Consider the following 21,083-nt stretch of genomic DNA (forward strand, 5'->3'; position numbering starts at 1 on the left):
AGGCGGGACGAATTACATCGCCGTGCCGCCACACATCTTGGTTTCGGTATTGTAGTTGCCGCAGGAGATCGGCGCGGTCCAATCGGCTTCGATCATCTTGGATTCGGGCAGGAAGTCGGACCAGGCATCGCCGGGGACGAGTTCGGATTCCGAGACGACTTCGAACTGGCCGTCGGCCTGGATTTCACCGATCAGCACCGGCTTGGTGATGTGGTGGTTGGGGAGCATCTTGGCGATGCCACCGGTCAGGTTCGGGGTTTCGAGGCCGATAATGGCGTCGAGCACGGCGTCGGTGTCGGTGGTGCCGGCCTTTTCGACAGCCTGAACCCAGAGGTTGAAGCCAATGACAGTGGCTTCCATGGGGTCGTTGGTGACCTTTTCGGCGTCGCCCATGAAGGTCTGCCAGGATTCGATGAAGGCGGCGTTTTCCGGCACATCGACGGACTGGAAGTAGTTCCAGGCAGCCAGGTGACCGACCAGCGGCGTGGTGTCGAAGCCGGCCAGTTCTTCTTCACCGACCGAGAAGGCGACGACCGGGATGTCCTCGGCCTTGATGCCCTGGTTGGCGAGTTCCTTGTAGAACGGCACGTTGGCATCGCCATTGATGGTGGAGACCACAGCGGTTTTCTTGCCGGTCGAGCCGAAAGTCTTGATGTCGGAGACGATGGTCTGCCAATCGGAATGGCCGAAGGGCGTGTAGTTGATCATGATGTCTTCTTTGGCGACGCCCTTGTCCATGAGGTATTGCTCAAGGATCTTGTTGGTCGTCTGCGGATAGACATAGTCGGTGCCGGCGAGAACCCAGCGCTCGACGCCTTCGTTTTCCATCAGGTAGTCGACGGCGGGGATGGCCTGCTGGTTGGGAGCGGCGCCGGTGTAGAACACGTTGCGCTGGCTTTCTTCACCCTCGTACTGAACGGGGTAGAAGAGGATGGAATTGAGTTCCTCGAAGACCGGCAGAACCGACTTGCGCGAGGACGAGGTCCAGCAGCCGAAGACTGCGGCGACGCCGTTGACTTCGATCAGTTCGCGGGCCTTTTCGGCAAAGAGCGGCCAGTCGGAAGCGGGGTCCACCACGACAGCCTCAAGCTGCTTGCCCAGAAGGCCGCCCTTCTTGTTTTGCTCGTCGATCAGGAACAGCATGGTGTCCTTGAGCGTGGTTTCGGAAATCGCCATCGTGCCCGACAGCGAGTGCAGGACGCCGACCTTGATGGTCTCATCCTGGGCAAAAGCCGGAACCATGGCCGTCATGGAGAGGCTGCCGGCCATGGCCGCAGCAAGCAAAGCGCTCTTCGCGCCGAAATTGTTCATGTGATTGTCCCTCATGCAAATGTGCCCCAAGCCACCAAGGGAGGCGCTTGTTGGGGGGACTGTGGGATGGAATGTTAACCGGGCCCTATACGTCGATTGACGTACCTGCCCGCCTGGCAGGGCCTCGCAGTGATCGCCAAGGCTGCAAAAACCTAGTGTTTGCAGGGAAAGAGCGTGCTAACACTGGCTTGGCGATTATTTGTGCTGCCGACGAAATTGATTAACAACTAGACGGTTCATGGCGCGACAACGCATCATCCCCATCCGCCGCGAGTACAATCGCTGGGTCGCCAACCAGACCCTGGAAGATTATGCGCTGCGCTTTACCGCCAAGTCGGCGCGGCGCTTTTCCAATGACCGGATCTCGCAGACGGCCATCGGGGCGATCTCGTTTTTGGCGCTGGAAGCCATCGGCGGGGCCATCACGCTGAGCTACGGCACCACCAATGCCGTCATTGCCATTGTCGTGGCCTCCATTGCCATCCTGGTGATCGGCCTGCCCATTGCGCGCTACGCGACCAAGCACGGCGTCGATGTCGATCTGCTGACCCGCGGCGCCAGCTTTGGCTATATCGGCTCCACGGTCACATCGCTGATCTATGCCAGTTTCACCTTCATCCTGTTCGCCATCGAGGCGGCGATCATGTCGAGCGCGCTGCAGCTGGCCTTCGGCATTCCGCTGTGGATGGGCTATATCATCAGCGCCGTGGTGGTGATCCCGCTGGTCACCCACGGCGTGCAGATGATCAGCCGGTTTCAGCTGATTACCCAGCCGGTCTGGATCGTGCTCAATATCCTGCCGTTCATCTTCATCGCCTTTCTCGACTGGGACAAGTTCGAGCTCTGGCGCGGCTTTGCCGGACTAGGGCTACCGGAGGCGCCTGCCGGCAGCATGGCGCCGTTCGAACTGGCCAAGTTCGGGGCGGCCTCGGCGGTGATCCTGGCGCTGATGACGCAGATCGGCGAGCAGGTCGACTTCCTGCGTTTCCTGCCGGCGGAAGGCGCCAGCAAGTGGCGGCACAAGGTGTCGATATTCCTGGCCGGTGCCGGCTGGGTCGTGGTGGGCGCGCCCAAGCTGCTGGCGGGCTCGTTCCTGGCCTATCTGGCGCTGTCGAGCGGGGTTGCGCCCGAGCATGCGGCCGAACCCGGCTACATGTATGCGGTGGCTTTCGGCTACATGATCCCCAATGAATTCCTGGCGCTGATGCTGATGGCTGTGTTCGTGGTGATCAGCCAGCTCAAGATCAATGTGATGAATGCCTATGCCGGGTCGCTGGCCTGGTCGAATTTCTTCTCGCGCCTGACGCATAGCCATCCCGGGCGCGTGGTGTGGCTGCTGTTCAATGTGGCCATCGCGCTGCTGCTGATGGAACTGGGCATCTACCGGCTGCTCGAGGAGACGCTGGGCATCTTTTCGATCATTGCCATGGCCTGGCTGTGCTCGATCTCGGCAGACCTATTCATCAACAAGCCGCTGGGCCTGGCGCCGCCGGGCATCGAGTTCAAGCGGGCGCATCTTTACGACATCAATCCAGTCGGCGTGGGCTCGATGCTGCTGGCCACGGTCATTGCGCTGGCCGCCCATTTTGGGGTGTTCGGCGAGATGGCAGCAGCCCTGTCGTCCTATGTGGCGCTGGTCGTGGCCTTCATCGCCTCGCCGACGATCGCCTGGGCGACCAAGGGGCGGTATTACCTGGCGCGCAAGCCGCGCAAGCAGTGGCAGACGCTGAACTCGGTGACCTGTTCGATCTGCGAGCATCCGTTCGAGCCCGAGGACATGGCCTGGTGCCCGGCATATGCGGCGCCGATCTGTTCGCTGTGCTGTTCGCTCGATGCGCGCTGCCACGACATGTGCAAGCCACACGCGCATATCCGTGCTCAAACCCATGCCGTAGCCGCCAGCATCCTACCCGAATGGGCCATTGCCAAGCTGCAGACAAGGCTGGGCCGCTATGGCATTGCCATGGCTATCGCCGTGACCATGCTGGGCGCGGCGCTGTGGCTGATCTATTATTTCGCGGCCGGTTCAGCGCCGCATACGGCCGATGTGGTGGGCGGCACGCTGGCGGTGGTGTTCTTCGTGTTTGCGGTCACCGCCGGGATCATCACCTGGTTCCTGGTGCTGGCGCATGACAGCCGGCTGGTGGCCGAAGAGGAAAGCTCGCGGCAGAACACGCTGCTGCTCAAGGAAATCAACGCGCATTCGCGCACCGATGCGGCGCTGCAGCGGGCCAAGGAAAAGGCCGAGGCCGCGAACCTCGCGAAGAGCCGCTATGTGGTGGGGCTCAGCCATGAGCTGCGGACGCCGCTCAATGCGGTGATGGGTTATGCGCAGGTGCTGGAACGCGATGCCGGCCTGCCGGAAAACCGGCGCGGCTCGGTGCAGATCATAAGGCGCAGCGCAGAACACCTGTCCGGGTTGATCGATGGGCTGCTCGACATTTCCAAGATCGAGGCGGGGCGGCTGCAGGTTTATTCCAACGAGATCAACATCCAGGACTTTCTCGACCAGATCGTTGACATGTTCCGCCTGCAGGCCAAGGCCAAGGGCCTCGAATTCCGCCATCGTCGGGCGCCGGCGTTGCCGCTCTATGTGCGCACGGACGAGAAGCGGTTGCGGCAGATCCTGGTCAACCTGCTGTCCAATGCCATCAAGTTCACCAGCGCCGGCCATGTCAGCTTCACGGTGGAATATCGCAATCAGGTGGCCAATTTCATCGTTGAGGACAGCGGCAGCGGCATTGGCCCAAGCGATATCGAGCATGTGTTCGAGCCCTTCGTGCGCGGCGAGGCGGAGCGCAACCGGTTCGTGCCCGGGCTGGGGCTGGGACTGACCATTACCAGACTGCTGACCGAAACGCTGGGCGGGGAGATCACGCTGACCAGCACGCTGGGCGTGGGGACGCGGTTCCAGGCGCGGTTGATGCTGAGCAAGGTCGAGCGCGCACAGGCGATCAGCGCCGACATCCGGCGCGTGGTCGGCTACAAGGGGCCGGCACGCAACATCATGGTGGTGGATGACAATGAAGACCATCGCGACCTGATGCGCGAGATGCTGACGCCGCTGGGCTTTGCTGTGTTTGCTGTCAAGGATGGGCCTGCCTGCCTGCGGGCGATCGAGCTCGAACAGCCGGACCTGTATTTTCTCGACATCCGCATGCCAGGCATGAGCGGCTGGGATTTGCTCGAGGCGTTGCGTGAGCGCGGCGTCGCGGCGCCCATCATCATGCTGTCGGCCAATATCGGCGATGGCGCGGCGCCGACCGGTGCCGATACCGGCCATAGCGATACGCTGGCCAAGCCGTTCGAGCTCAACCAGTTGCTGGACAAGCTGGCGACCCATCTCAAGCTGGAATGGGACTATGCAGCGCCTGGCCCGGCTCAGCAGCCGGCCAAGCCGCCGAGACTGCGATCGCCGGGGGGTGAGCATTTGCGCGAACTGGTCAGCCTGGGGCAGATCGGCCATGTGCGCGGGATCGAGGCCAAACTGGTGGAACTGGCGGGTGTCGATGCCAACCGGCCATTGGTGGAAGCGCTGCGCCAGCATGTTGCGGCCTTCGACTTCGAGGGCTATGCCGAACTCATCGAACGGGTGAGCCATGAGCCGGATTGAAAAAGACCAGGACATCGTGCTGCTGGTCGATGACTCCCCGGAGTCATTGGGGTTCCTGACGTCGGCGCTCGAGGATGCCGGGGTGACCGTGCTGGTGGCACGCAGCGGCGAGGCGGCGCTCAACATTGCCCTGCGCGTGGCACCGGACGTGGTGCTGATGGACGCGGTGATGCCGGGACTGGATGGCTTCGAAACCTGCCGGCGGCTCAAGGCGATGGCAACCCTGACCCATGTGCCGATAATCTTCATGACCGGGCTGACCGAGACCGAGCATATCGTGCATGCGCTCGAAAGCGGCGGCGTGGACTATCTGTCCAAGCCCATCAATGTGGATGAGCTGCGCGCCCGCATCCGCGTGCATCTGGCCAATGCAAGGCGGGCGCAGAGCGCGCGCATCGCACTCGATGCGGCCGGGCGCCACCTGGTGGCGTTTGGCAGCAATGGCGGGGTGTTGTGGTCGACGCCACAGAGCACCAGGCTGCTCGAGCAATCGGGGGTGGACGTGCAGGGGTCGGGGGAGATGGCCGGCCGTTTCCTGGCCTGGCGGGTGCAGCGGGGCGATGACCTGGCACCGGGCAGCGGCTTCGAGCTGCGGCTGCCGGGGGCGCCCGAACTGCAATATGGCTTTCTGGGCGTGGTCGGGGGCGATGAATATCTATTCCGGCTGGCCCGTGCTCAGGCGGAGGGGCAGGAGGAGGTGCTGCGGCAGCATTTCGGGCTGACGCTGCGCGAAAGCGATGTGCTGCTGTGGATCGCCCGCGGCAAGTCAAACCGCGATATCGGGGAAATTCTGGGCCTCAGCCCGCGGACGGTGAACAAGCACCTCGAGCAGGTCTATACCAAGCTCGGCGTCGAAAACCGCGCCTCGGCCGCGATCAAGGCGATCCAGGCACTGCAGGCGCTGTTCGAACTCTAGCCGGACCGGCGAGCGGTGTTCTTGCCAAGCGCCGGACACTGACGTTTCGATCACAGATTGCTCGGGCGGGAACCCTTGTTGCCAACACCCGTTGTTCGAGCGACCCCAATGCCCGAACACCACGGGCCGGGGAGACGGTTTTGGCTCCGAACGTTCTGGGGCTATCCGGTCGGCGGATGCTGCAAAGGCTGACGCTCCTTTGTGGCGTTCCCGGTTGGGCGCGAAGCTTCGGCTTCGCGCCCTTTTTCGTTTTTGCCGACAGGATGTGAAGCCAAGGCTATTTTTCAGGCGTTATGGCTTAATTTTTTGCATAATACAAAATTGTTGCATTTGTAGGCGAATTCTATTGCGCGTCGTTCGCGGGTAGGCTTGTCTTGCTGCATATTCATCCGGGGACATCCGATATGCGCATGCACAGGCTCATCACCACCTCCGTCATTGTCGCTCTGGCCGGGCTGTCCACCCTGCCGGCCATGGCGCAGACGGCCGTCAAGTTCACGCTGGACTGGAAATATGAGGGTCCAGCTGCCGGCTTTCTGCTGGCGCTGGACAAGGGGTATTTCAAGGAAGAAGGGCTCGACGTCACCATCGACAGCGGCAATGGCTCGGTCGAGGCCATTCCGCGTGTCGCCACAGGTGCCTATCAAATGGGCTTTGGCGATATCAACTCGGTGATCAAGTTTCTGGATGAGGACTCCAGCCAGCCGGTCAAGGCGGTGATGATGGTCTATGAGAAGCCGGTCTTTGCTGTGGTCGGCCGCAAATCGCTGGGCGTCACCGAAGATCCCAAGTCGCTGGAAGGTAAGACGCTTGGTGCACCGCCACCGGATGGCGCTTTTGCGCAATGGCCGGCCTTTGTCGAGGTCGCCGGGATCGACACTTCTGGCATTACCCTTGAATCGATCGGCTTTCCGGTCCGCGAGCCCATGCTGGCCTCGGGCGATGTCGATGGCGTGTTTGGCTTTGCCTTTTCGGTCATCCTCAACCTCAAGGCCAATGGCGTGCCGGATGAGGACATCGCCACGATCCTGTTCGCCGATAACGGCTTGAACCTCTATGGCAATGCCGTGCTGGTCAACGAAGCCTTTGCCGACGAAAATCCCGAGGCAGTCAAAGGTTTCCTGCGCGCACTGGTCAAGGGATTCTCGGATGCGGTCGCTGATCCGGCGGCAGGCGTTGCTGCCGTATTGGCACGCAATGAAACGCTCAACAGCGATATCGAGCTCGAAAGGCTCGGCATGGCCAATGCGATGAATATCAAGACGCCCTACGTGATCGAGAACGGGTTTGGCGATGTCGACATGGACCGGCTGGCTGCGTCGATCGAGACGCTCAAGGTTTCCATGGGCCTGACCGGCGCCGTCGCAGCGGCGGACGTGTTCGACGCGCAGTATCTGGCGCCGGCTGCCGAGCGCATGCTGCCGTAATCAACTCCACATGGCCCGGGCAGTTGTGCCCGGGTCACTCTATTCAGCGGAGGCAGGATGGCTCTCGTCAGTATCGACAATGTGGACATGCGCTATGGCGGGCCGGGCGGCACGCTGGCTGTCAGTGGGCTCAATATGCGGATCGAGCGCGGCGACTTCGTCGCCGTGGTGGGCCCGTCTGGTTGTGGCAAGTCGACGCTGATGAAGCTGGTCACCGGCCTGCATATTCCCCAGCAAGGCACGGTCATCGTAGCGGGCAGCCAGGTGACCAAGCCGGTGTCGATTGTGGGCATGGCGTTTCAAAACCCGACCATGCTGCCCTGGCGGACGACACTGGACAATATCTTGCTGCCCCTGGAGATCGTCGAGAAGCATCGGCACCGGTTGCGGGCCAACAAGGCCGAGTATGTCGCAAAAGCTGAAGGGCTGCTCGAGACCGTCGGGCTCAAGGGGTTTGGTGACAAGTTTCCCTGGCAATTATCGGGTGGCATGCAGCAGCGCGCCAATCTGTGCCGGGCGCTGATCCACGAGCCCGAACTGTTGATGCTGGATGAGCCCTTTGGGGCGCTGGATGCCTTTACCCGTGAAGAGTTGTGGTGCGTCATCCGCGACCTGCATGCGGCGCAGGATGTGACCATTGTGCTGGTGACCCATGATCTGCGCGAGTCGGTGTTCCTGGCTGACAAGGTGATGGTCATGAGTGCCCGGCCCGGGAGGGTGGTTGCAGAGCATGTGGTGCCGTTCGCTCGGCCGCGGCAGCTCGACCTCATGTATGATAGCGCCTTCAACGACATGGTGCAGGCACTGCATGGCTAGATCGCCAATGCGAGGGCGGCAGCATGACCGGGGTGGAAAGTGTCGTTGCCGATTCCGTGCTGCCGCCACCAAAGGGTTTTGTGGTCAACTGGCTGCTGCTGGCGCCGTGGCTCTATACGATAGGCCTGTTCCTGGTGTGGGAGGTCGTCGTGCGGTCGATGGGGATTTCCCAGACCGTGCTGCCGGCGCCGAGCCGGATTGCCGAGGCGATCGTGCAGTACTGGTCGCCGATCTGGAAGAACTCGCTGCAGACGCTGTACACGACCGTGCTGGGCTTTCTGCTGGCGGTGGTTGCCGGACTAGGGCTGGGTCTGTTCGTGGGCTGGTCCAAGTCCATCTATGCCGGGCTCTATCCGATCATGATCGGGTTCAACGCCATTCCCAAGGTGGCGCTCGTTCCGATCCTGGTGATCTGGTTCGGCATCGGCACGGTGCCCGCTGTGCTGACGGCCTTTCTGATCTCGTTCTTTCCCATCGTGGTCAATGTTGCGACCGGGCTTGCCACGATCGAGCCCGAGACCGAGGACGTGCTGCGCGCCCTGGGCGCCAAAAAGCTCGACATCATGCTCAAGGTCGGCATTCCACGCTCCATGCCCTATTTCTTCGGCTCGCTGAAGATCGCCATCACGCTGGCCTTTGTCGGCTCGGTGGTGTCGGAATCGGTGGCATCCAATTCGGGGCTGGGCAACATGATGAGCTCGGCGCAAAGCCAGTTCAATGTGCCGCTGGTGTTTGCCGGACTGATGATGCTCGCCATCGAGGGCATCGCCATGTACGCACTGATGGCGTGGCTGGAAAAGCGCATGACCGGCTGGGCACACCGTTCCACGATGAGCAATTAGTCGCCGGTGACCAGGTTCAGGCGCGCAAGTGTGGTCTGGTCGGCCGGATCTACCATGCCCGCGAGGAAACGGGTGACAATGCCGCGCGATTCCGGCGGCAGGGTGGCAATCGCCTGGTTGATGCGACTGGCCTGGGTCGCCGACAGGGTGCCGAAGAACTGGCGCCCCTTGTCGGTGGCAAATAGCAGGCGCTGGCGGCGGTCGGAGCGGCCGGTCTTCTGCTCGACATAGCCATTGTCGATCAGCTGGCGCAGGACGCGGGCGAGGCTCTGCTTGGTGATCTTGAGAATGTCGAGCAGATCGGCCACCGGCATGCCGGGACGCAGATTGACGAAATAGAGCACGCGGTGGTGGGCGCGGCCAAAGCCCTGGTGGTCCAGCATGGCGTCGGCGTCGCCCGTAAAATCGCGATAGGCGAAAAAGAACAGTCCCATGATGTCGAGGGGAAGGGCCTGCCCGTCGGGCCCAGCGTAATTTATGTCAGCTTTGTTGACATTGTTTTCGTACGCTGCCATTGTCTTCCCATCAGGACGCCGTTGCTGTCTTATCCCTCAGCCTTTGCGGTTTGCCAAGGCCCCGGAGGTGGGGCATGATTGTTGCCAAACAGGCAGCCGAGGCGGTGTCTGCAAGCATATTCGGGAGACGAGGATGGCCGGCGTGCCGATGGACCAGCGTGAAGGCTGGATCTGGTTTGATGGCGAGTTCAAACCTTGGAAAGACGCAAAGATCCATGTGCTGACGCATGGGTTGCACTATGCCAGCTCGGTGTTTGAAGGTGAGCGCGCCTATGGCGGCGAGATCTTCAAGTCGCGCGAGCATTCCGAGCGGCTGATCCGTTCGGCCGCGACGCTGGACATGCCGATGCCCTGGTCGGTGGACCAGATCGAGGAGGCCAAGCGTGCCGTGCTCGACAAGAATGGCCTGGTCGATGCCTATGTGCGTCCAGTAGCCTGGCGCGGTTCGGAAGAGCTGAGCGTGCCGGCGCGCAACAATACCGTGCATCTGGCCATCGCGGCCTGGATCTGGCCGAGCTATTTCTCGGTCGAAGAAAAGCTCAAGGGCATTCGCCTCGAATGGAGCAAGTGGAAGCGCCCGTCGCCGGAGACGATTCCGTCCTCGGCCAAGGCTGCCGGTCTCTACATGATCTGCACGCTGAGCAAGGACGCGGCCATGGCCAATGGCTATGCCGATGCGCTGATGCTGGACTATCGGGGTTATGTGGCGGAAGCCACCGGCGCTAATGTGTTCTTCATCAAGGGCAAGGACATCACCACGCCGACACCCGACTGCTTCCTCAACGGCATTACCCGGCAGACCTTGATCGAGCTGGCCAAGCGCAATGGCTATACGGTGACCGAACGTCACATCATGCCGGAAGAGCTGAGCCAATTCGACGAATGTTTCCTGACGGGCACAGCCGCGGAGGTTACGCCGGTCAGTGTCATCGGGGATTACAAATTCACGCCGGGCGATGGCTGCCGTACGCTGATCGATGCCTATTCGGCGGAAGTGCAGCCCAAGCGCGCCGCTGCTGAATAACCATCGCCGCCTGGATGCAAAAGCCGGGCCCAGGGCCCGGCTTTTTTGTGGACGTTGAGCGGATCAGGCAGTCTGGGCAGTCCAGAGCAGGATCTCGGCCATGACCTGGCGCAGGGCGATATCGAGTCCGCTAATGGCGGCTGCCGCCGGCTCGGTCGTGGATGGCTGCGTCGCCGAAAAGCTCCGGCTGGCGAAGATCAGGCCGCGTCGTTCGTCGACCAGCTTGGCATTGATGGTAACGGTGGCCAGGTTGCCATTGCTGGCATCGATCTCGAAGGCCTGCAGGTCTGTTGCCAAGGTGACGTCGACGCTCAGCTGGTCGTCGGGGCGGCCAATATTGGGAAAGTTGGACGCCTGGAAGGTCTGCAGCAGCCGGGTCTGCACCAGCCGGGGCAGGGTGTCCGACAGTTGGGCGTCCGGCAGATAGCTCAGCACATTGCCCACGTCCCGTACGACGACCCGCTGGGTGTCGTAGGTCTGCACAGCCACGGGCAGGGTGATCACCACCACTCGCGACGACTGTCGGCGCATCGGCACCTTGCTGGCACTGGTCAGATCATAGGTGACGGGCGGGGTGGCGGCGAGACAACCGGCCAGGCCAAGCGCCAGCGTCGAAGCCCCAAAGACCATGAATGCGCGTCGTGTGGTGGCCATCGGTCCTACCTCTTGTTGTATTCGCGAACGGTATCGCCGCCAAAGATCAGGCCCTGAGGATTGCTCTCAAGGTTGCGCACTACGCGGTCGAGCCGCTGTAGCGTCGCCCGCGCTTCCTGGGCCAGCGAGGCATAGCCAGGCAAGCCATTGGACGTGAAATTGTTCAGGCCAGCGGCGATGCCGGCCGTGCTGACATTGAGCTGGTCGGCCAGTTCGCGGATCGAAATGGCGGCAGCGCTGATCTGCTCAAAGACGCCTTCGCCTTCCGCATTGGTGACCGAGCTGTCAACCTTGGCGAGAATTTCGTCAACCTTGCCGGCCGAGCCGACCAGGGACGATGACACCGTGTTCAAATTATCGACGATGACGTCGACATCGTCGGACTTGTCGCCAAGCTTGGTGGTAAACTGGTCAACATTGCCCAGCACGCGGTTGATCAACTGCGGGTCGATCTCGGCGGCGACCTGATTGATCTTGAGCACTGCCGGGTCGAGGTTTTTCACCATGGTGGTAATGCCTTCCGACAGGGTGCCGGTAGCCGCGAAGAGGCTGTCGATTTCTTCGGCATTGCGCGCCAGGCTGTCGGTAAAAGTGGACACGTCGGCCACGACGTTGGCGACTTTTTCAGGCGGTACAGAGTCGAGAATACCCTGCAACTGCGTGGTCAGCCCGCCAACCTTGCCCGACACGTCATCGACATTGGCAACGATGCGGCTGACCGCCTCGGGGTCGATGGCGGCGGTCACGGCGTCAATCCGCTCCACGCTGCCCGACAGCGATGCGCTCATCGTGGTCAGGTCACCCGAGAGGGTCGAGGCAGCATCAAAGAACGCATCGACCTTGCCGGCATTACGCGACAGGGTGTCGCTGAACGAGGCGATGTTGTCGACAACCTGCGTGACCCGTTCAGGCGGAATGGAATCGGCCAGTTCGCCCAGCTTGGTTGACAGCGCGCCGATCTGCTCGGCCATCGGCCCCACCTGCTGGCCGGCCTCGGCAATCGTGGCCAAGGCGTCTTGGACGCCCTCGGCATTGGCAGCCAGTGCATCGGTGAAGGTGGTGACGTTGCTGATGGTCTGGTTGAGCTTTTCGTCATTGGCGTCGAGGAAGCCATTGAGACGGTCGACGGCGGTGGCGGTGCCGTTGATGGTAGTCGACAGACCATCCAGGATGGACTGGAAATCGGAGACCTTGGCGTAGAGCGTGGGGACGTCGCGGCCCGGCTCGGTGGTCGGCGGGCCGGCGTCAGCGGAGCCGCCGGACAGCTGCAACGAGCCCACGCCCGTCAGGCCCTGAAAGCCCATCAGCGCCGTGGTATTGGCCTTTATGGGAATGGAGGCGTCGATTTCGATGCGCGCAATGACGCGATTGATATCGGCAGGATCGAGATGGACGGTCCTGACCTGGCCGATCTTGATGCCGTTGAACTGGACCTCGGTACTGGGGCTGAGACCGGATACGGTGCCGGTGAAGATCACCTCATATTCCCGTGTCTCGATATTGCTCGAGGGACCGGCGAACCAGTAAACGAAACCGAACATGGCCACCAGGACGGCAATGGCGATGGCGCCGACGATAGCGTAATTTGCCTTGTTTTCCATGGGTCAGCCTTCGGTGTTGTGGGCGCGGGGGCCGTGGAAATATTCCCTGAGCCAGGGCTCGGAGGCAGCACGCATTTCGCTCAGCGTACCGGCCTTGAGCAACTTGCCGTCCGCCAGCGCGACGATGCGGTCGCAGGCCACTTCAAGACTATCCAGATCGTGGGTAACCATCAGTACCGAAAGCCCCAGGGTATTGCTCAGCGTGACGATCAACTCGTCGAATTTGCCCGCGCCAATCGGATCAAGGCCAGCAGTGGGTTCATCAAGAAACAGAATTTTCGGATCGAGGGCCAAAGCGCGTGCCAGAGCCGCACGCTTGATCATGCCACCGGACAATTCGGTGGGGAAGGTGTAAGCCGCCGAGGCCGGCAGGCCGACCAGATCAATCTTCATGCGGGCAATGTCGCGGCGCAGACGCGGCGACATGTCGAGATGCTCGCGCATGGGGAACTCGATATTTTCGAGCACATTGAGCGAGGAGAACAGCGCGCCCTGCTGGAACAGCACGCCCCAGTCGCGGCGCAGCAGTTCACGCTCGCGCGGCTTAAGGCCGGAAAAAGGCCGGCCAAAAACGGTGATTTCGCCGCGCTGATGCGGAATCAGCCCGGCCATGGCCCGCATGGTAACGGTCTTGCCGGAACCGGAGGGGCCGATCAGGCCGAGAATCTCGCCACTGCGCAGCTCAAAGCTCAGTCCGTCGATGACGGTGACCGGGCCAAAGCTGACGGCCAGATCATCGACTGTCATGGCCGGGGCGCTAGGTGAGGAAGCGGGAGCGGTATCGTTCATGGGCTAGAATCCGATCGCCGCAAAGAAGATGGCGAACAGGCCGTCGGCCACGATGACCACGAAGATGGACTTGACCACGGACGAGGTGGTGCGGCGGCCCAGTGACTCCGAGGAGCCGCGCACCTTCATGCCTTCGACCGAGGCCAGCAGGGCCACCAGCAGGCCCATGAAGGGCGCCTTGATCAGGCCGACCGACAGACTGGTCATACTCATGGCGTCGCGCAGGCGCAGGATGAAGACGTCGATGGGAATATTGCCATAGGCCTTGGCGACCAGAATGGCGCCGGCCAGGCCCGCCATGGAACCGATAAAGGCCAACAAGGGCAGACCGATGACCAGCGCCAGGGTGCGCGGCAGCATGAGGGCCTGATAGGGATCAACGCCCATGACGCGCAGGGCGTCGAATTCCTCGCGGATGCGCATCGAGCCGATTTCGGCGGTGATGGCCGAGCCGGAGCGGCCAGCCACCATGATGGCGGCCAACAGCACGCCGATCTCGCGGAACATCAGGATGGCCGCCAGATCGACCACCAGAATGGTGGCGCCAAAATTGCGCAGTTGCAGGATGGTCTGCTGGGTGATGATGGCGCCGACGACCAGCGAGATCAGGGCGACAATCGGGATGGCGCGCAGGATGATCTGCTCGAACTGCTGCACGAAACTGGCAAGGCGCAAGGGCGCGCTGCCGGTTACGGTGTGGCCGAGCGCGGCCAGCAGGCGGCCCTGGGTGAAATTGACAGCAAAGACATCGTCGGCGGCGCCCATGACAAAGCCGCCGACGCCGACCAAGGGAGCGAGGAAACGGTTTTCGTGCGGCGGGGGCGGGGGCTCGACCGGCGCATAGGCGCTGATTCGTTCCAGCAGGGTCATGTGTTTGTCGGAGCCGCCGACCCATTGGCCGGCTTTTTCGCCCTCGCCACGAGGCAACTGGGTCAACAGCCAGGCGCCCGTGGTGTCCAGGGCGCCGATGCCGCTTATGTCTATGGTTGAACTGGCATTTTTGGACAATGTGGCGGCCAGGTCGGCGACCTCGTCTTCGAGGGCGCGTGCATTGCCGGAGATCCAATCCCCAGAGCAGCGGATTGGCTGATCCGCGCCCTGCTGCGCCAGATACTCGATATATTGACCCATCAGACCTGCAAATGCCGCTTTGAACGCCATGCTGATAGCATGTTCTGGCCACATTTGGGACAGTGGTGAAGGACTAACGCGTCAATGGGAGATTGGTTCGCTGCCGGCATGGGGTTATTTCCAGCGGGTCCTGGCATGGTCATCAGAGGCGTGTGCCGCGACCCAGTGGCTGCCCTCCGGCCCGGTCTCCTGCTTCCAGAAGGGGGCGTCGGTCTTGAGGTAATCCATGAGGAATTCGGCGCCCGCGAATGCCGCAGCGCGGTGGGCCGACAGCGTCATGACCTGGACGATGGGCTCGCCGGCGGCCAGGGCGCCGTAACGATGGATAACCGTAGCTGCCAGCAGGTCAAAGCGGGTGGTGGCGTCGTCGACAAGGGCCTGCAGCTGATTGTCGGCCAGCTCGGGGTAGCATTCGAGCATCAGTGTGGTGACGGGCGCCTCCGGGGTGGAGCGGACCAAGCCGGTAAAGGTGACCACGGCACCGGCGCCACCAGCGGCGGCGATGAAGGCATTAGCCTCGGCGCCCGGATCGAAGTGGTCGGTAGTGATGCGGACGGGCATGCTCAGCCCCCCGTCATGGGCGGGAAGAAGGCGATGATACTCGCGCCGGCAATGGGGGTGTCATGGGGTACCAGCCGGGCATCACGCGCCGATCGGATCAGGCTGCGCTTGGCGACAGCCAGGGCGAAAGCCTCGTCGCGGTCTGCGAGCCAGTCGATGAGATCGGCAATGGTGACGACAGAGGCAGGCGGGGTGACCTCTTCGCTGCCGCGGTTGAGGCGTTCGCGCAGCCAGGCGAAGTAGAGAATCTTCACTTGGCATTGCCCGACAGATGCGGCCAGCTGGCGGCCAGATATTGCCAGCCGGTCCAGAGGGTCAGGGCGCCGGCCAGCCACAGCAGCCCATCGCTGAGCAGGCCGAAGCCGGGGACGATGCGCTCGAACAGGACGACGGCCAGCGCCACCAGCTGGATCGTGGTCTTCCACTTGGCCAGCTGGCTGACTGGCAACACGACCTGGGTATTGCCGAGGAATTCGCGCAGGCCTGGGATGAAGAATTCGCGGAACAGGATGGCGCAGGCGGGGATCATGTCGAGGCCGGAAAAGCTGCCATCCCAGGCCAAGACTGCGATCAGGATGCCGACCAGCAGCTTGTCGGCGATGGGATCGAGCATGCGGCCAAGTGGGGAATACTGATTCCAGGCGCGGGCCAGATAGCCGTCGAGCCAGTCGCTGGCGGCGGCCAGCACAAACAGCACCAAGGCGAAGATACGCAGGGTCAGGTCGCCATCCATGACGAGCCAGGCAATCGGGATGATCGCCAGGATGCGGGCGATGGTGATGATATTGGGGACGAGCAGCAAAGGGTTCTTGGCCATGGGGGGACTGAACAGAATTGCTGGGGAGGGGTCAAGGGCCCCATGCGGTGTGCTGACGGGCATTTTACCCGCCCCCGGGCCGGGGGCGGGTGGCTGTCGTCGCGAACGCTTCAGGCCACGGCCTGCCGGGTGGCGGCGCGGCGGGCGGTGACGGCATCGGCCAGGGCGGTCAGCGTGGTCACGGTGGTGTCCCAGTCGATGCAGCCATCGGTGATGGACTGGCCATAGGTGAGAGGCTGGCCCACCACCAGATCCTGGCGGCCGGCGACGAGGTTGGATTCGACCATGACGCCGATGATGCGGCGATCGCCATTGGCCAGCTGCGTGCCGATATCGGCCAGTACGAGGGGCTGGTTTTCGGGGTTCTTGGACGAATTGGCGTGGCTGGCATCGACCATGATGGCGGCGGGCAGGCCGGCCTTGGCCGCAGCAGCGGCGGCGGCCTCGACGCTGGAAGCGTCGTAGTTCGGGGCTTTGCCGCCGCGCAGGATGATGTGGCAATCGGCATTGCCGGTGGTCTGGGCGATGGCCGAGCGGCCGGATTTGGTGACGGCGAGGAAATGGTGCGGCTGGCTGGCCGAGGCGACGGCGTCCAGCGCGATGCGGACATTGCCGTCGGTGCCGTTCTTGAAGCCGACCGGGCAGGACAGGCCGGAGGCCAGTTCGCGGTGGATCTGGCTTTCGGTGGTGCGGGCGCCGATGGCCGCCCAACTGACGAGGTCGGCGATATATTGCGGGGTGGTCATGTCGAGGAATTCGCAGGCGGCGGGCAGGCCAAGATTGGCGATGTCGAGCAGAAGAGCGCGGGCGGTATGCAGGCCGGCATCGATGTCGAAGCTGCCATCGAGATTGGGGTCGTTGATCAGGCCCTTCCAGCCGACGGTGGTGCGGGGCTTTTCGAAATAGACGCGCATGATGATCTCGAGCCGGTCGCCCAGGGTCTCGCGCAGCGTCAGAAGGCGGTTGGCATAATCGAGCGCTGCGGCGGGATCGTGGATGGAGCAAGGGCCGACGACGACCGCGAGGCGGTCATCGGCGCCACTCAGGATATTGTGGAAGGCGTGGCGGGCGCTGATGACGGTGCGGGTGGCAGCGTCGGTGCGCGGGTGCTGGCGCATCACCTCGATGGGGGTGGTGAGCTCCTTGATGGCGCTGATGCGCAGATCGTCGGTGGACTTCAACATGGCGGTTTCCTCGGGGATCTTTCGGACGAGGCGGCCAATAAAAAAGCCGCCTCAAGGGGGGCGGCTGGCTTCGGGTTTGGTCGTATCTCGGGAGATCAGAACAAGCGCGCGGTAGCCTCCGCCGGGAGCGGATAGCTAAAATACCAAAACGAATAGGTGGCGGCGTTGCGGATCATGAGTGGATTTGTAGCGCGGGATTTTCGGACTGTCGACTCATACTTTAGCCGCCTGTGCCGGTGCAGGCAGCAAGCAGGCGGGGCGCGTGGGCGTGCGAAAGCGCCGCCTGGCACCCGGCGTGCACAGACGAGCGGATTCAAGACGGCAATGGCCCCCCCGCAAGGCTACGGAACGGGATGGAAGCCGTCTCGGGGTGCCGGGATTTGCTGGAAGGCAATCTGCTGAAAGATCGGTGTCACGCGGTTTCAGGTGGTGGTGCTATCCATCTAGGCTGGCGCTTGAAGTCGAAGTCCTGCGGTGCAATCGCCACAATTTCTCCATCGCACCGTCAGGCCTGCGTGCGGTCGTTCGCCTTTGGGCCAGTATCTCGGCAAGCCCGTAGCCGCATCCATAAGGGTGGAGTGGGGAATGGCTGTCCTTGACAATCCCTGAGCTGGCCCCGATCGCCTGACAGGAAAGGACGCGACTATGGCTGATCTGCCTATCGTTGGCGCCGCCATGACGTTGAAGGACGTCGAAATCAACCGCAACTGGGTGCTGGAAAAGCCCCGTGACCTCGAATTGCAGGACTTTGCTCCCGCCGAGGTCCTCGCCGACGACTGGCAGAGCGTGGTGGACGAAGCCCGCCGCCTGCTTGATGGCCATGCGGGTCGGCTGGGCATGCATGGCCCGTTCATGGGTCTCAATGTGGCCTCGGCCGACCCCGACATCCGCACCGTGGTGGCCAAGCGCATGGATCAGGCGCTCGATGTCGCGGCCGCGCTCAACGTGACGCAGATCGTCATCTACAGCCCCTATTCGACCTGGATGCACAACAATCTCGACAACTGGCCCGAACAGCGCCAGCGTGTCCTCGATCTCACCCACGCGACCTTGGATGCCGCCGTCAAGCGCGCCGAGAACCAGGGCTGCGTCTTCGTGCTTGAGAACATCGAGGACAAGGATCCGGCCGACCGCCGCACATTGGTGGAAAGCTTCAACTCACCCGCCTTCGCGCTGTCGATCTATACTGGCCATGCCGCCTATGCCTGTGGCTCCACCGGGGCCCCGCCGGTCGACTAGTTCGTCCTCGACGCCGGGCAGGCACTGTCACACGTTCATCTGCAGGATGCCGACGGCTATGCCGACCGCCACTGGCCGCTGGGCCATGGCAATGTCAACTGGGGCGCCATCTTTGCCCGCCTCGCCGACATCACGTCCAACCCGCGCCTGATCATCGAGATCTGCGACAAGTCCCAGATCCAGGCCTCGGCCGCCCACCTGGCAGCCCTGGGGCTGGCACAATAGGCCTTTGCTCACATCAATCGCCCAGAGCTCGATCGCGGCGACCGATTGACCTGGGGTGATCTGAGTAAGATCACCACCTGCTCCAGACGCTGGAACGCCAATTTGCCTGTCGTTCCAGCGTCCCCCTTCACCTAGGCGTGTGATTTTCCGGACAGCAGCGACAGCCGGGGACGGTTCGTTTCTGCCGCCTTGCGCGGGTGCGTCAGTCGAGCACGGCCTGCAGGAATTCGCGGGTGCGATCTTCGGTTGGGTCAGTGAAGAGCTGTTCGGGCGTGCCCTCCTCGCGGATCCGGCCCTGATCGAAGAAGCAGACCCGGTCGGAGATTTCCCGGGCGAAACGCATTTCGTGCGTCACCAGCAGCATGGTCAGGTCATGCTCCTCGGCCAGGGCGCCGATGACGGTGAGCACTTCGCCGACCAGTTCGGGATCGAGCGCCGAGGTGGGCTCGTCAAACAGCAGGATATTGGGCCGCATGGCCAGAGCGCGGGCAATGCCGACGCGCTGCTGCTGGCCGCCCGAGAGCTGGTGCGGATATTTGTCGGCCTGATCGGCCAGGCCCACCATGTCGAGCAGTTCCTTGCCGCGGGTGCGGGCTTCCTGTTTGGACAGGCCAAGCACCTTGACCGGGGCCTCGGTGATATTGCGCAGCACGGTCATGTGCGGAAACAGGTTGAATTGCTGGAACACCATGCCGAGCTGGGCCCGCATCTTGCGCAGATGGGACTCGCTGGCCGGCTTGAGCCCATCAGAACCCGGCTCGTGCCAGAGCGGCTCGCCGCCCACGGTCACCATGCCGCCCTCAATGCCTTCAAGCGTCATCAGGATGCGCAGCACGGTGGACTTGCCGGAGCCGGAGGGGCCGATGATGGAGACCTTTTCGCCGCGCTTGACCTCGAAGTCGAGTTCATTGAGCACGGTCAGGTCGCCGAAGCGTTTGACGACCTTGTCGAATTTGATGATCGGATCGGTCATTTCAAGGGGATCCCCTGCTTGGGCAGCCAGGCATCGAGCAGGCGCACGCCTGTCGACGCGACCAGCGTCATGATGAGATAGAGGCCGCCGACCAGCGACAGCGGGATGAGATAGTTGAAGGTGCGGTCGCCGACGATCTTGGCGACGTTGAGCATTTCGAGCACCGTCACCACCGAGAGCACCGGCACGTCCTTCATGATCGAGACCAGGTAGTTGCCCATGGCCGGGACGATGCGCGGCACCGCCTGAGGCACCACGATATGGGTGAAGGTGCGCGCCGATGAGAGGTTGAGGGCGCGCGCCGCCTCGTGCTGATCGCGCGGCACCGCCTCGAGCCCGGCGCGATAGACCTCCGACGTATAGGCGCTGTACTGGATGCCCAAAGCCAGGGCCCCCGTCATGAAGGCGGGCAGGACGATGCCGTATTCGGGCAGCACGTAATAGAGGAAGAAGAGCTGCACCAAGAGCGGGGTATCGCGGATGAACTCGGTGATCACCGTGGCCGGCCAGGCGATGAAGCGCGACGGCGCGGCCTTGAGCACGGCCCAGACGAGGCCGAGCACCAGAGCGACGGCAAAGCCGAGCACGGCGGCCTGGATGGTGACCCACATGCCGACCAAGAGGATCGGCAGCACGGAAATGGCAAAGGCCAGGGGACTGGAAAGGTCCCATTCAAATCCAAACAGCATGATCTAGCCTCCTACCGTGCGCCAGCGCGTGACGGCGTGTTCGAGCCAGCGCATGAGGGCGGTGAGCACCAGCGCCATGCCGAAATAGGTGAACAGCAGCATGGTGTAGATGGTGGTGCTGTCCTGGGTGAAATTGCGGATCTGCTCGGCGCGGAAGGTCAGGTCGCCCAGGCTGATCAGCGAAACGAGGGCCGTATCCTTGAGGTTCTGCACCGCCAGATTGCCGAAGGAGGGCATCATTTCGGGAATGGCCTGGGGCAGGACGACGCGCCACAGGGTCTGGCGCGGGGTGAAGTTGAGCGCCCTTGCGGCCTCGTGCTGGTCGGTATGGACGGCCTGGATGGCGCCACGCACCACTTCGGCGCCATAGGCCCCGATATTAAGGCCCAGCGCCAGCACGCCGGCGAGCACCGGCGGCAAGCGCAGGTCGATGCCCATCGCCGTGCCGGCAATCGGCAGCGCGAAGTAGAGCCAGAACAGCTGGACCAGCAGCGAGGTGCCCCGGAACACCTCGATATAGGCCACCGAAACGGCCTTGATGGCCCAGTTATGGGAAAGCTTGCCGATGCCCGCCGCGAAGGCAAGAACGGCGCCGAGGATGGTCGAATAGAAGGTCAGCTGGATGGTGACCCAGGCGCCCTCCATCAGCGGCGTTATATAGTCGGTCCAGTGCATGGGTGGTTTCCTGCCTCAGGCGTTGCAACGCGTTTTGGGCGGGCGCCGGAGCGCCCACCCAAAACAGCTTCGATTGGCGTC

The 21,083-nt window shown here is 62.7% G+C and carries 19 protein-coding genes and 1 pseudogene; 7 read left to right on the forward strand and 13 right to left on the reverse strand.

Translation table 11 applies throughout. From position 1 onward, the window contains the following. Positions 1-12: 12 nt before the first annotated feature. Entirely contained in the window at positions 13-1,311 is a 1,299-nt protein-coding gene (gene urtA / locus AC4NN3_RS07920; RefSeq protein WP_491926561.1) for an urea ABC transporter substrate-binding protein, read from the reverse strand. A gap of 238 nt (positions 1,312-1,549) precedes the next feature. Between urtA and AC4NN3_RS07925 the strand changes: the two genes are divergently transcribed. From AC4NN3_RS07925 to AC4NN3_RS07945, 5 genes are all read left to right on the forward strand, one after another. Next, entirely contained in the window at positions 1,550-4,924 is a 3,375-nt protein-coding gene (locus tag AC4NN3_RS07925) for a hybrid sensor histidine kinase/response regulator (RefSeq protein WP_491926562.1), read from the forward strand. Further along, the gene (locus tag AC4NN3_RS07930; protein ID WP_491926563.1) at positions 4,911-5,840 is read left to right on the forward strand and encodes a response regulator; all 930 of its coding nucleotides are present in this window, start codon (positions 4,911-4,913) and stop codon (positions 5,838-5,840) included. The genes AC4NN3_RS07925 and AC4NN3_RS07930 overlap by 14 nt, the downstream gene beginning before the upstream one ends. A gap of 410 nt (positions 5,841-6,250) precedes the next feature. Then, positions 6,251-7,267, forward strand: a complete 1,017-nt coding sequence (locus AC4NN3_RS07935) for an ABC transporter substrate-binding protein (RefSeq protein WP_491926564.1) — start codon at positions 6,251-6,253, stop codon at positions 7,265-7,267. Between the two features lie 87 nt (positions 7,268-7,354). After that, the gene (locus AC4NN3_RS07940; protein WP_491926915.1) at positions 7,355-8,083 is read left to right on the forward strand and encodes an ABC transporter ATP-binding protein; all 729 of its coding nucleotides are present in this window, start codon (positions 7,355-7,357) and stop codon (positions 8,081-8,083) included. 23 nt (positions 8,084-8,106) lie between these two features. After that, positions 8,107-8,925, forward strand: a complete 819-nt coding sequence (locus AC4NN3_RS07945) for an ABC transporter permease (protein ID WP_491926565.1) — start codon at positions 8,107-8,109, stop codon at positions 8,923-8,925. Here the strand turns inward: AC4NN3_RS07945 and AC4NN3_RS07950 are convergent. Next, positions 8,922-9,440: a MarR family winged helix-turn-helix transcriptional regulator gene (locus AC4NN3_RS07950; RefSeq protein WP_491926566.1), complete on the reverse strand. Its 519-nt coding sequence runs from the start codon at positions 9,438-9,440 to the stop codon at positions 8,922-8,924. The genes AC4NN3_RS07945 and AC4NN3_RS07950 overlap by 4 nt on opposite strands. A 133-nt stretch (positions 9,441-9,573) precedes the next feature. Here AC4NN3_RS07950 and AC4NN3_RS07955 point away from each other — a divergent pair, with 133 nt between their 5' ends. Beyond that, a complete protein-coding gene (locus AC4NN3_RS07955; RefSeq protein WP_193335107.1) occupies positions 9,574-10,464 on the forward strand; it encodes a branched-chain amino acid aminotransferase in 891 nt (296 codons plus the stop codon). A gap of 63 nt (positions 10,465-10,527) precedes the next feature. Here the strand turns inward: AC4NN3_RS07955 and AC4NN3_RS07960 are convergent, their stop codons facing one another. The 8 genes from AC4NN3_RS07960 to AC4NN3_RS07995 all read right to left on the reverse strand — a co-directional run bounded on the left by AC4NN3_RS07960 (position 10,528) and on the right by AC4NN3_RS07995 (position 17,201). Continuing rightward, complete coding sequence (locus AC4NN3_RS07960) at positions 10,528-11,118, reverse strand: ABC-type transport auxiliary lipoprotein family protein (RefSeq protein ID WP_491926567.1); 591 nt, start codon at positions 11,116-11,118, stop codon at positions 10,528-10,530. A 5-nt stretch (positions 11,119-11,123) separates the two neighbouring features. Further along, a complete protein-coding gene (locus AC4NN3_RS07965) occupies positions 11,124-12,719 on the reverse strand; it encodes an MlaD family protein (RefSeq protein WP_491926568.1) in 1,596 nt (531 codons plus the stop codon). Between the two features lie 3 nt (positions 12,720-12,722). Further along, positions 12,723-13,508, reverse strand: coding sequence for an ABC transporter ATP-binding protein (locus tag AC4NN3_RS07970; RefSeq protein WP_491926569.1), 786 nt, complete (start codon positions 13,506-13,508; stop codon positions 12,723-12,725). A 3-nt stretch (positions 13,509-13,511) separates the two neighbouring features. Then, the gene (locus AC4NN3_RS07975; protein ID WP_491926570.1) at positions 13,512-14,639 is read right to left on the reverse strand and encodes an MlaE family ABC transporter permease; all 1,128 of its coding nucleotides are present in this window, start codon (positions 14,637-14,639) and stop codon (positions 13,512-13,514) included. Between the two features lie 114 nt (positions 14,640-14,753). Continuing rightward, positions 14,754-15,200, reverse strand: a complete 447-nt coding sequence (locus AC4NN3_RS07980) for a molybdenum cofactor biosynthesis protein MoaE (protein WP_491926571.1) — start codon at positions 15,198-15,200, stop codon at positions 14,754-14,756. 2 nt (positions 15,201-15,202) lie between these two features. Further along, on the reverse strand, positions 15,203-15,454 hold the full coding sequence (locus AC4NN3_RS07985) for a MoaD/ThiS family protein (protein ID WP_491926572.1): 252 nt from the start codon (positions 15,452-15,454) through the stop codon (positions 15,203-15,205). Continuing rightward, positions 15,451-16,017 (reverse strand): CDP-diacylglycerol--glycerol-3-phosphate 3-phosphatidyltransferase, encoded by a 567-nt coding sequence (gene pgsA / locus AC4NN3_RS07990; protein ID WP_491926573.1) that lies wholly within the window; start codon positions 16,015-16,017, stop codon positions 15,451-15,453. The genes AC4NN3_RS07985 and pgsA overlap by 4 nt, the downstream gene beginning before the upstream one ends. Positions 16,018-16,127: 110 nt before the next feature. Then, positions 16,128-17,201, reverse strand: a complete 1,074-nt coding sequence (locus tag AC4NN3_RS07995) for a 3-deoxy-7-phosphoheptulonate synthase (protein ID WP_491926574.1) — start codon at positions 17,199-17,201, stop codon at positions 16,128-16,130. Between the two features lie 645 nt (positions 17,202-17,846). Between AC4NN3_RS07995 and AC4NN3_RS08000 the strand changes: the two are divergent. Beyond that, positions 17,847-18,665, forward strand: a pseudogene (locus AC4NN3_RS08000) (sugar phosphate isomerase/epimerase family protein). Positions 18,666-18,867: 202 nt separating this feature from the next. Here the strand turns inward: AC4NN3_RS08000 and ehuA are convergent. Genes ehuA through ehuC form a run of 3 tightly spaced genes read right to left on the reverse strand, consistent with a single transcriptional unit; the run spans position 18,868 to position 21,002 of the window. Beyond that, positions 18,868-19,638, reverse strand: a complete 771-nt coding sequence (gene ehuA, locus AC4NN3_RS08005) for an ectoine/hydroxyectoine ABC transporter ATP-binding protein EhuA (protein ID WP_491926575.1) — start codon at positions 19,636-19,638, stop codon at positions 18,868-18,870. Beyond that, entirely contained in the window at positions 19,635-20,327 is a 693-nt protein-coding gene (gene ehuD / locus AC4NN3_RS08010) for an ectoine/hydroxyectoine ABC transporter permease subunit EhuD (RefSeq protein ID WP_491926576.1), read from the reverse strand. The genes ehuA and ehuD overlap by 4 nt, the downstream gene beginning before the upstream one ends. Positions 20,328-20,330: 3 nt before the next feature. Beyond that, a complete protein-coding gene (gene ehuC, locus AC4NN3_RS08015; protein WP_491926577.1) occupies positions 20,331-21,002 on the reverse strand; it encodes an ectoine/hydroxyectoine ABC transporter permease subunit EhuC in 672 nt (223 codons plus the stop codon). Positions 21,003-21,083 lie beyond the last annotated feature (81 nt).

This window comes from Devosia sp. MDV22-iso42, from assembly GCF_058629155.1.

Coding starts and splice junctions, on each gene's coding strand:
- urtA (WP_491926561.1), bottom strand. CDS start 1,311: ATGAACAATTTCGGCGCGAAGAGCGCTTTGCTTGCTGCGGCCATGGCC.
- AC4NN3_RS07980 (WP_491926571.1), bottom strand. CDS start 15,200: ATGCCCGTCCGCATCACTACCGACCACTTCGATCCGGGCGCCGAGGCT.
- AC4NN3_RS07940 (WP_491926915.1), top strand. CDS start 7,355: ATGCGCTATGGCGGGCCGGGCGGCACGCTGGCTGTCAGTGGGCTCAAT.
- AC4NN3_RS07970 (WP_491926569.1), bottom strand. CDS start 13,508: ATGAACGATACCGCTCCCGCTTCCTCACCTAGCGCCCCGGCCATGACA.
- AC4NN3_RS07935 (WP_491926564.1), top strand. CDS start 6,251: ATGCACAGGCTCATCACCACCTCCGTCATTGTCGCTCTGGCCGGGCTG.
- AC4NN3_RS07925 (WP_491926562.1), top strand. CDS start 1,550: ATGGCGCGACAACGCATCATCCCCATCCGCCGCGAGTACAATCGCTGG.
- AC4NN3_RS07955 (WP_193335107.1), top strand. CDS start 9,574: ATGGCCGGCGTGCCGATGGACCAGCGTGAAGGCTGGATCTGGTTTGAT.
- AC4NN3_RS07945 (WP_491926565.1), top strand. CDS start 8,107: ATGACCGGGGTGGAAAGTGTCGTTGCCGATTCCGTGCTGCCGCCACCA.
- AC4NN3_RS07995 (WP_491926574.1), bottom strand. CDS start 17,201: ATGTTGAAGTCCACCGACGATCTGCGCATCAGCGCCATCAAGGAGCTC.
- AC4NN3_RS07930 (WP_491926563.1), top strand. CDS start 4,911: ATGAGCCGGATTGAAAAAGACCAGGACATCGTGCTGCTGGTCGATGAC.
- ehuA (WP_491926575.1), bottom strand. CDS start 19,638: ATGACCGATCCGATCATCAAATTCGACAAGGTCGTCAAACGCTTCGGC.
- AC4NN3_RS07960 (WP_491926567.1), bottom strand. CDS start 11,118: ATGGCCACCACACGACGCGCATTCATGGTCTTTGGGGCTTCGACGCTG.
- pgsA (WP_491926573.1), bottom strand. CDS start 16,017: ATGGCCAAGAACCCTTTGCTGCTCGTCCCCAATATCATCACCATCGCC.
- AC4NN3_RS07965 (WP_491926568.1), bottom strand. CDS start 12,719: ATGGAAAACAAGGCAAATTACGCTATCGTCGGCGCCATCGCCATTGCC.
- ehuD (WP_491926576.1), bottom strand. CDS start 20,327: ATGCTGTTTGGATTTGAATGGGACCTTTCCAGTCCCCTGGCCTTTGCC.
- AC4NN3_RS07975 (WP_491926570.1), bottom strand. CDS start 14,639: ATGGGTCAATATATCGAGTATCTGGCGCAGCAGGGCGCGGATCAGCCA.
- ehuC (WP_491926577.1), bottom strand. CDS start 21,002: ATGCACTGGACCGACTATATAACGCCGCTGATGGAGGGCGCCTGGGTC.
- AC4NN3_RS07950 (WP_491926566.1), bottom strand. CDS start 9,440: ATGGCAGCGTACGAAAACAATGTCAACAAAGCTGACATAAATTACGCT.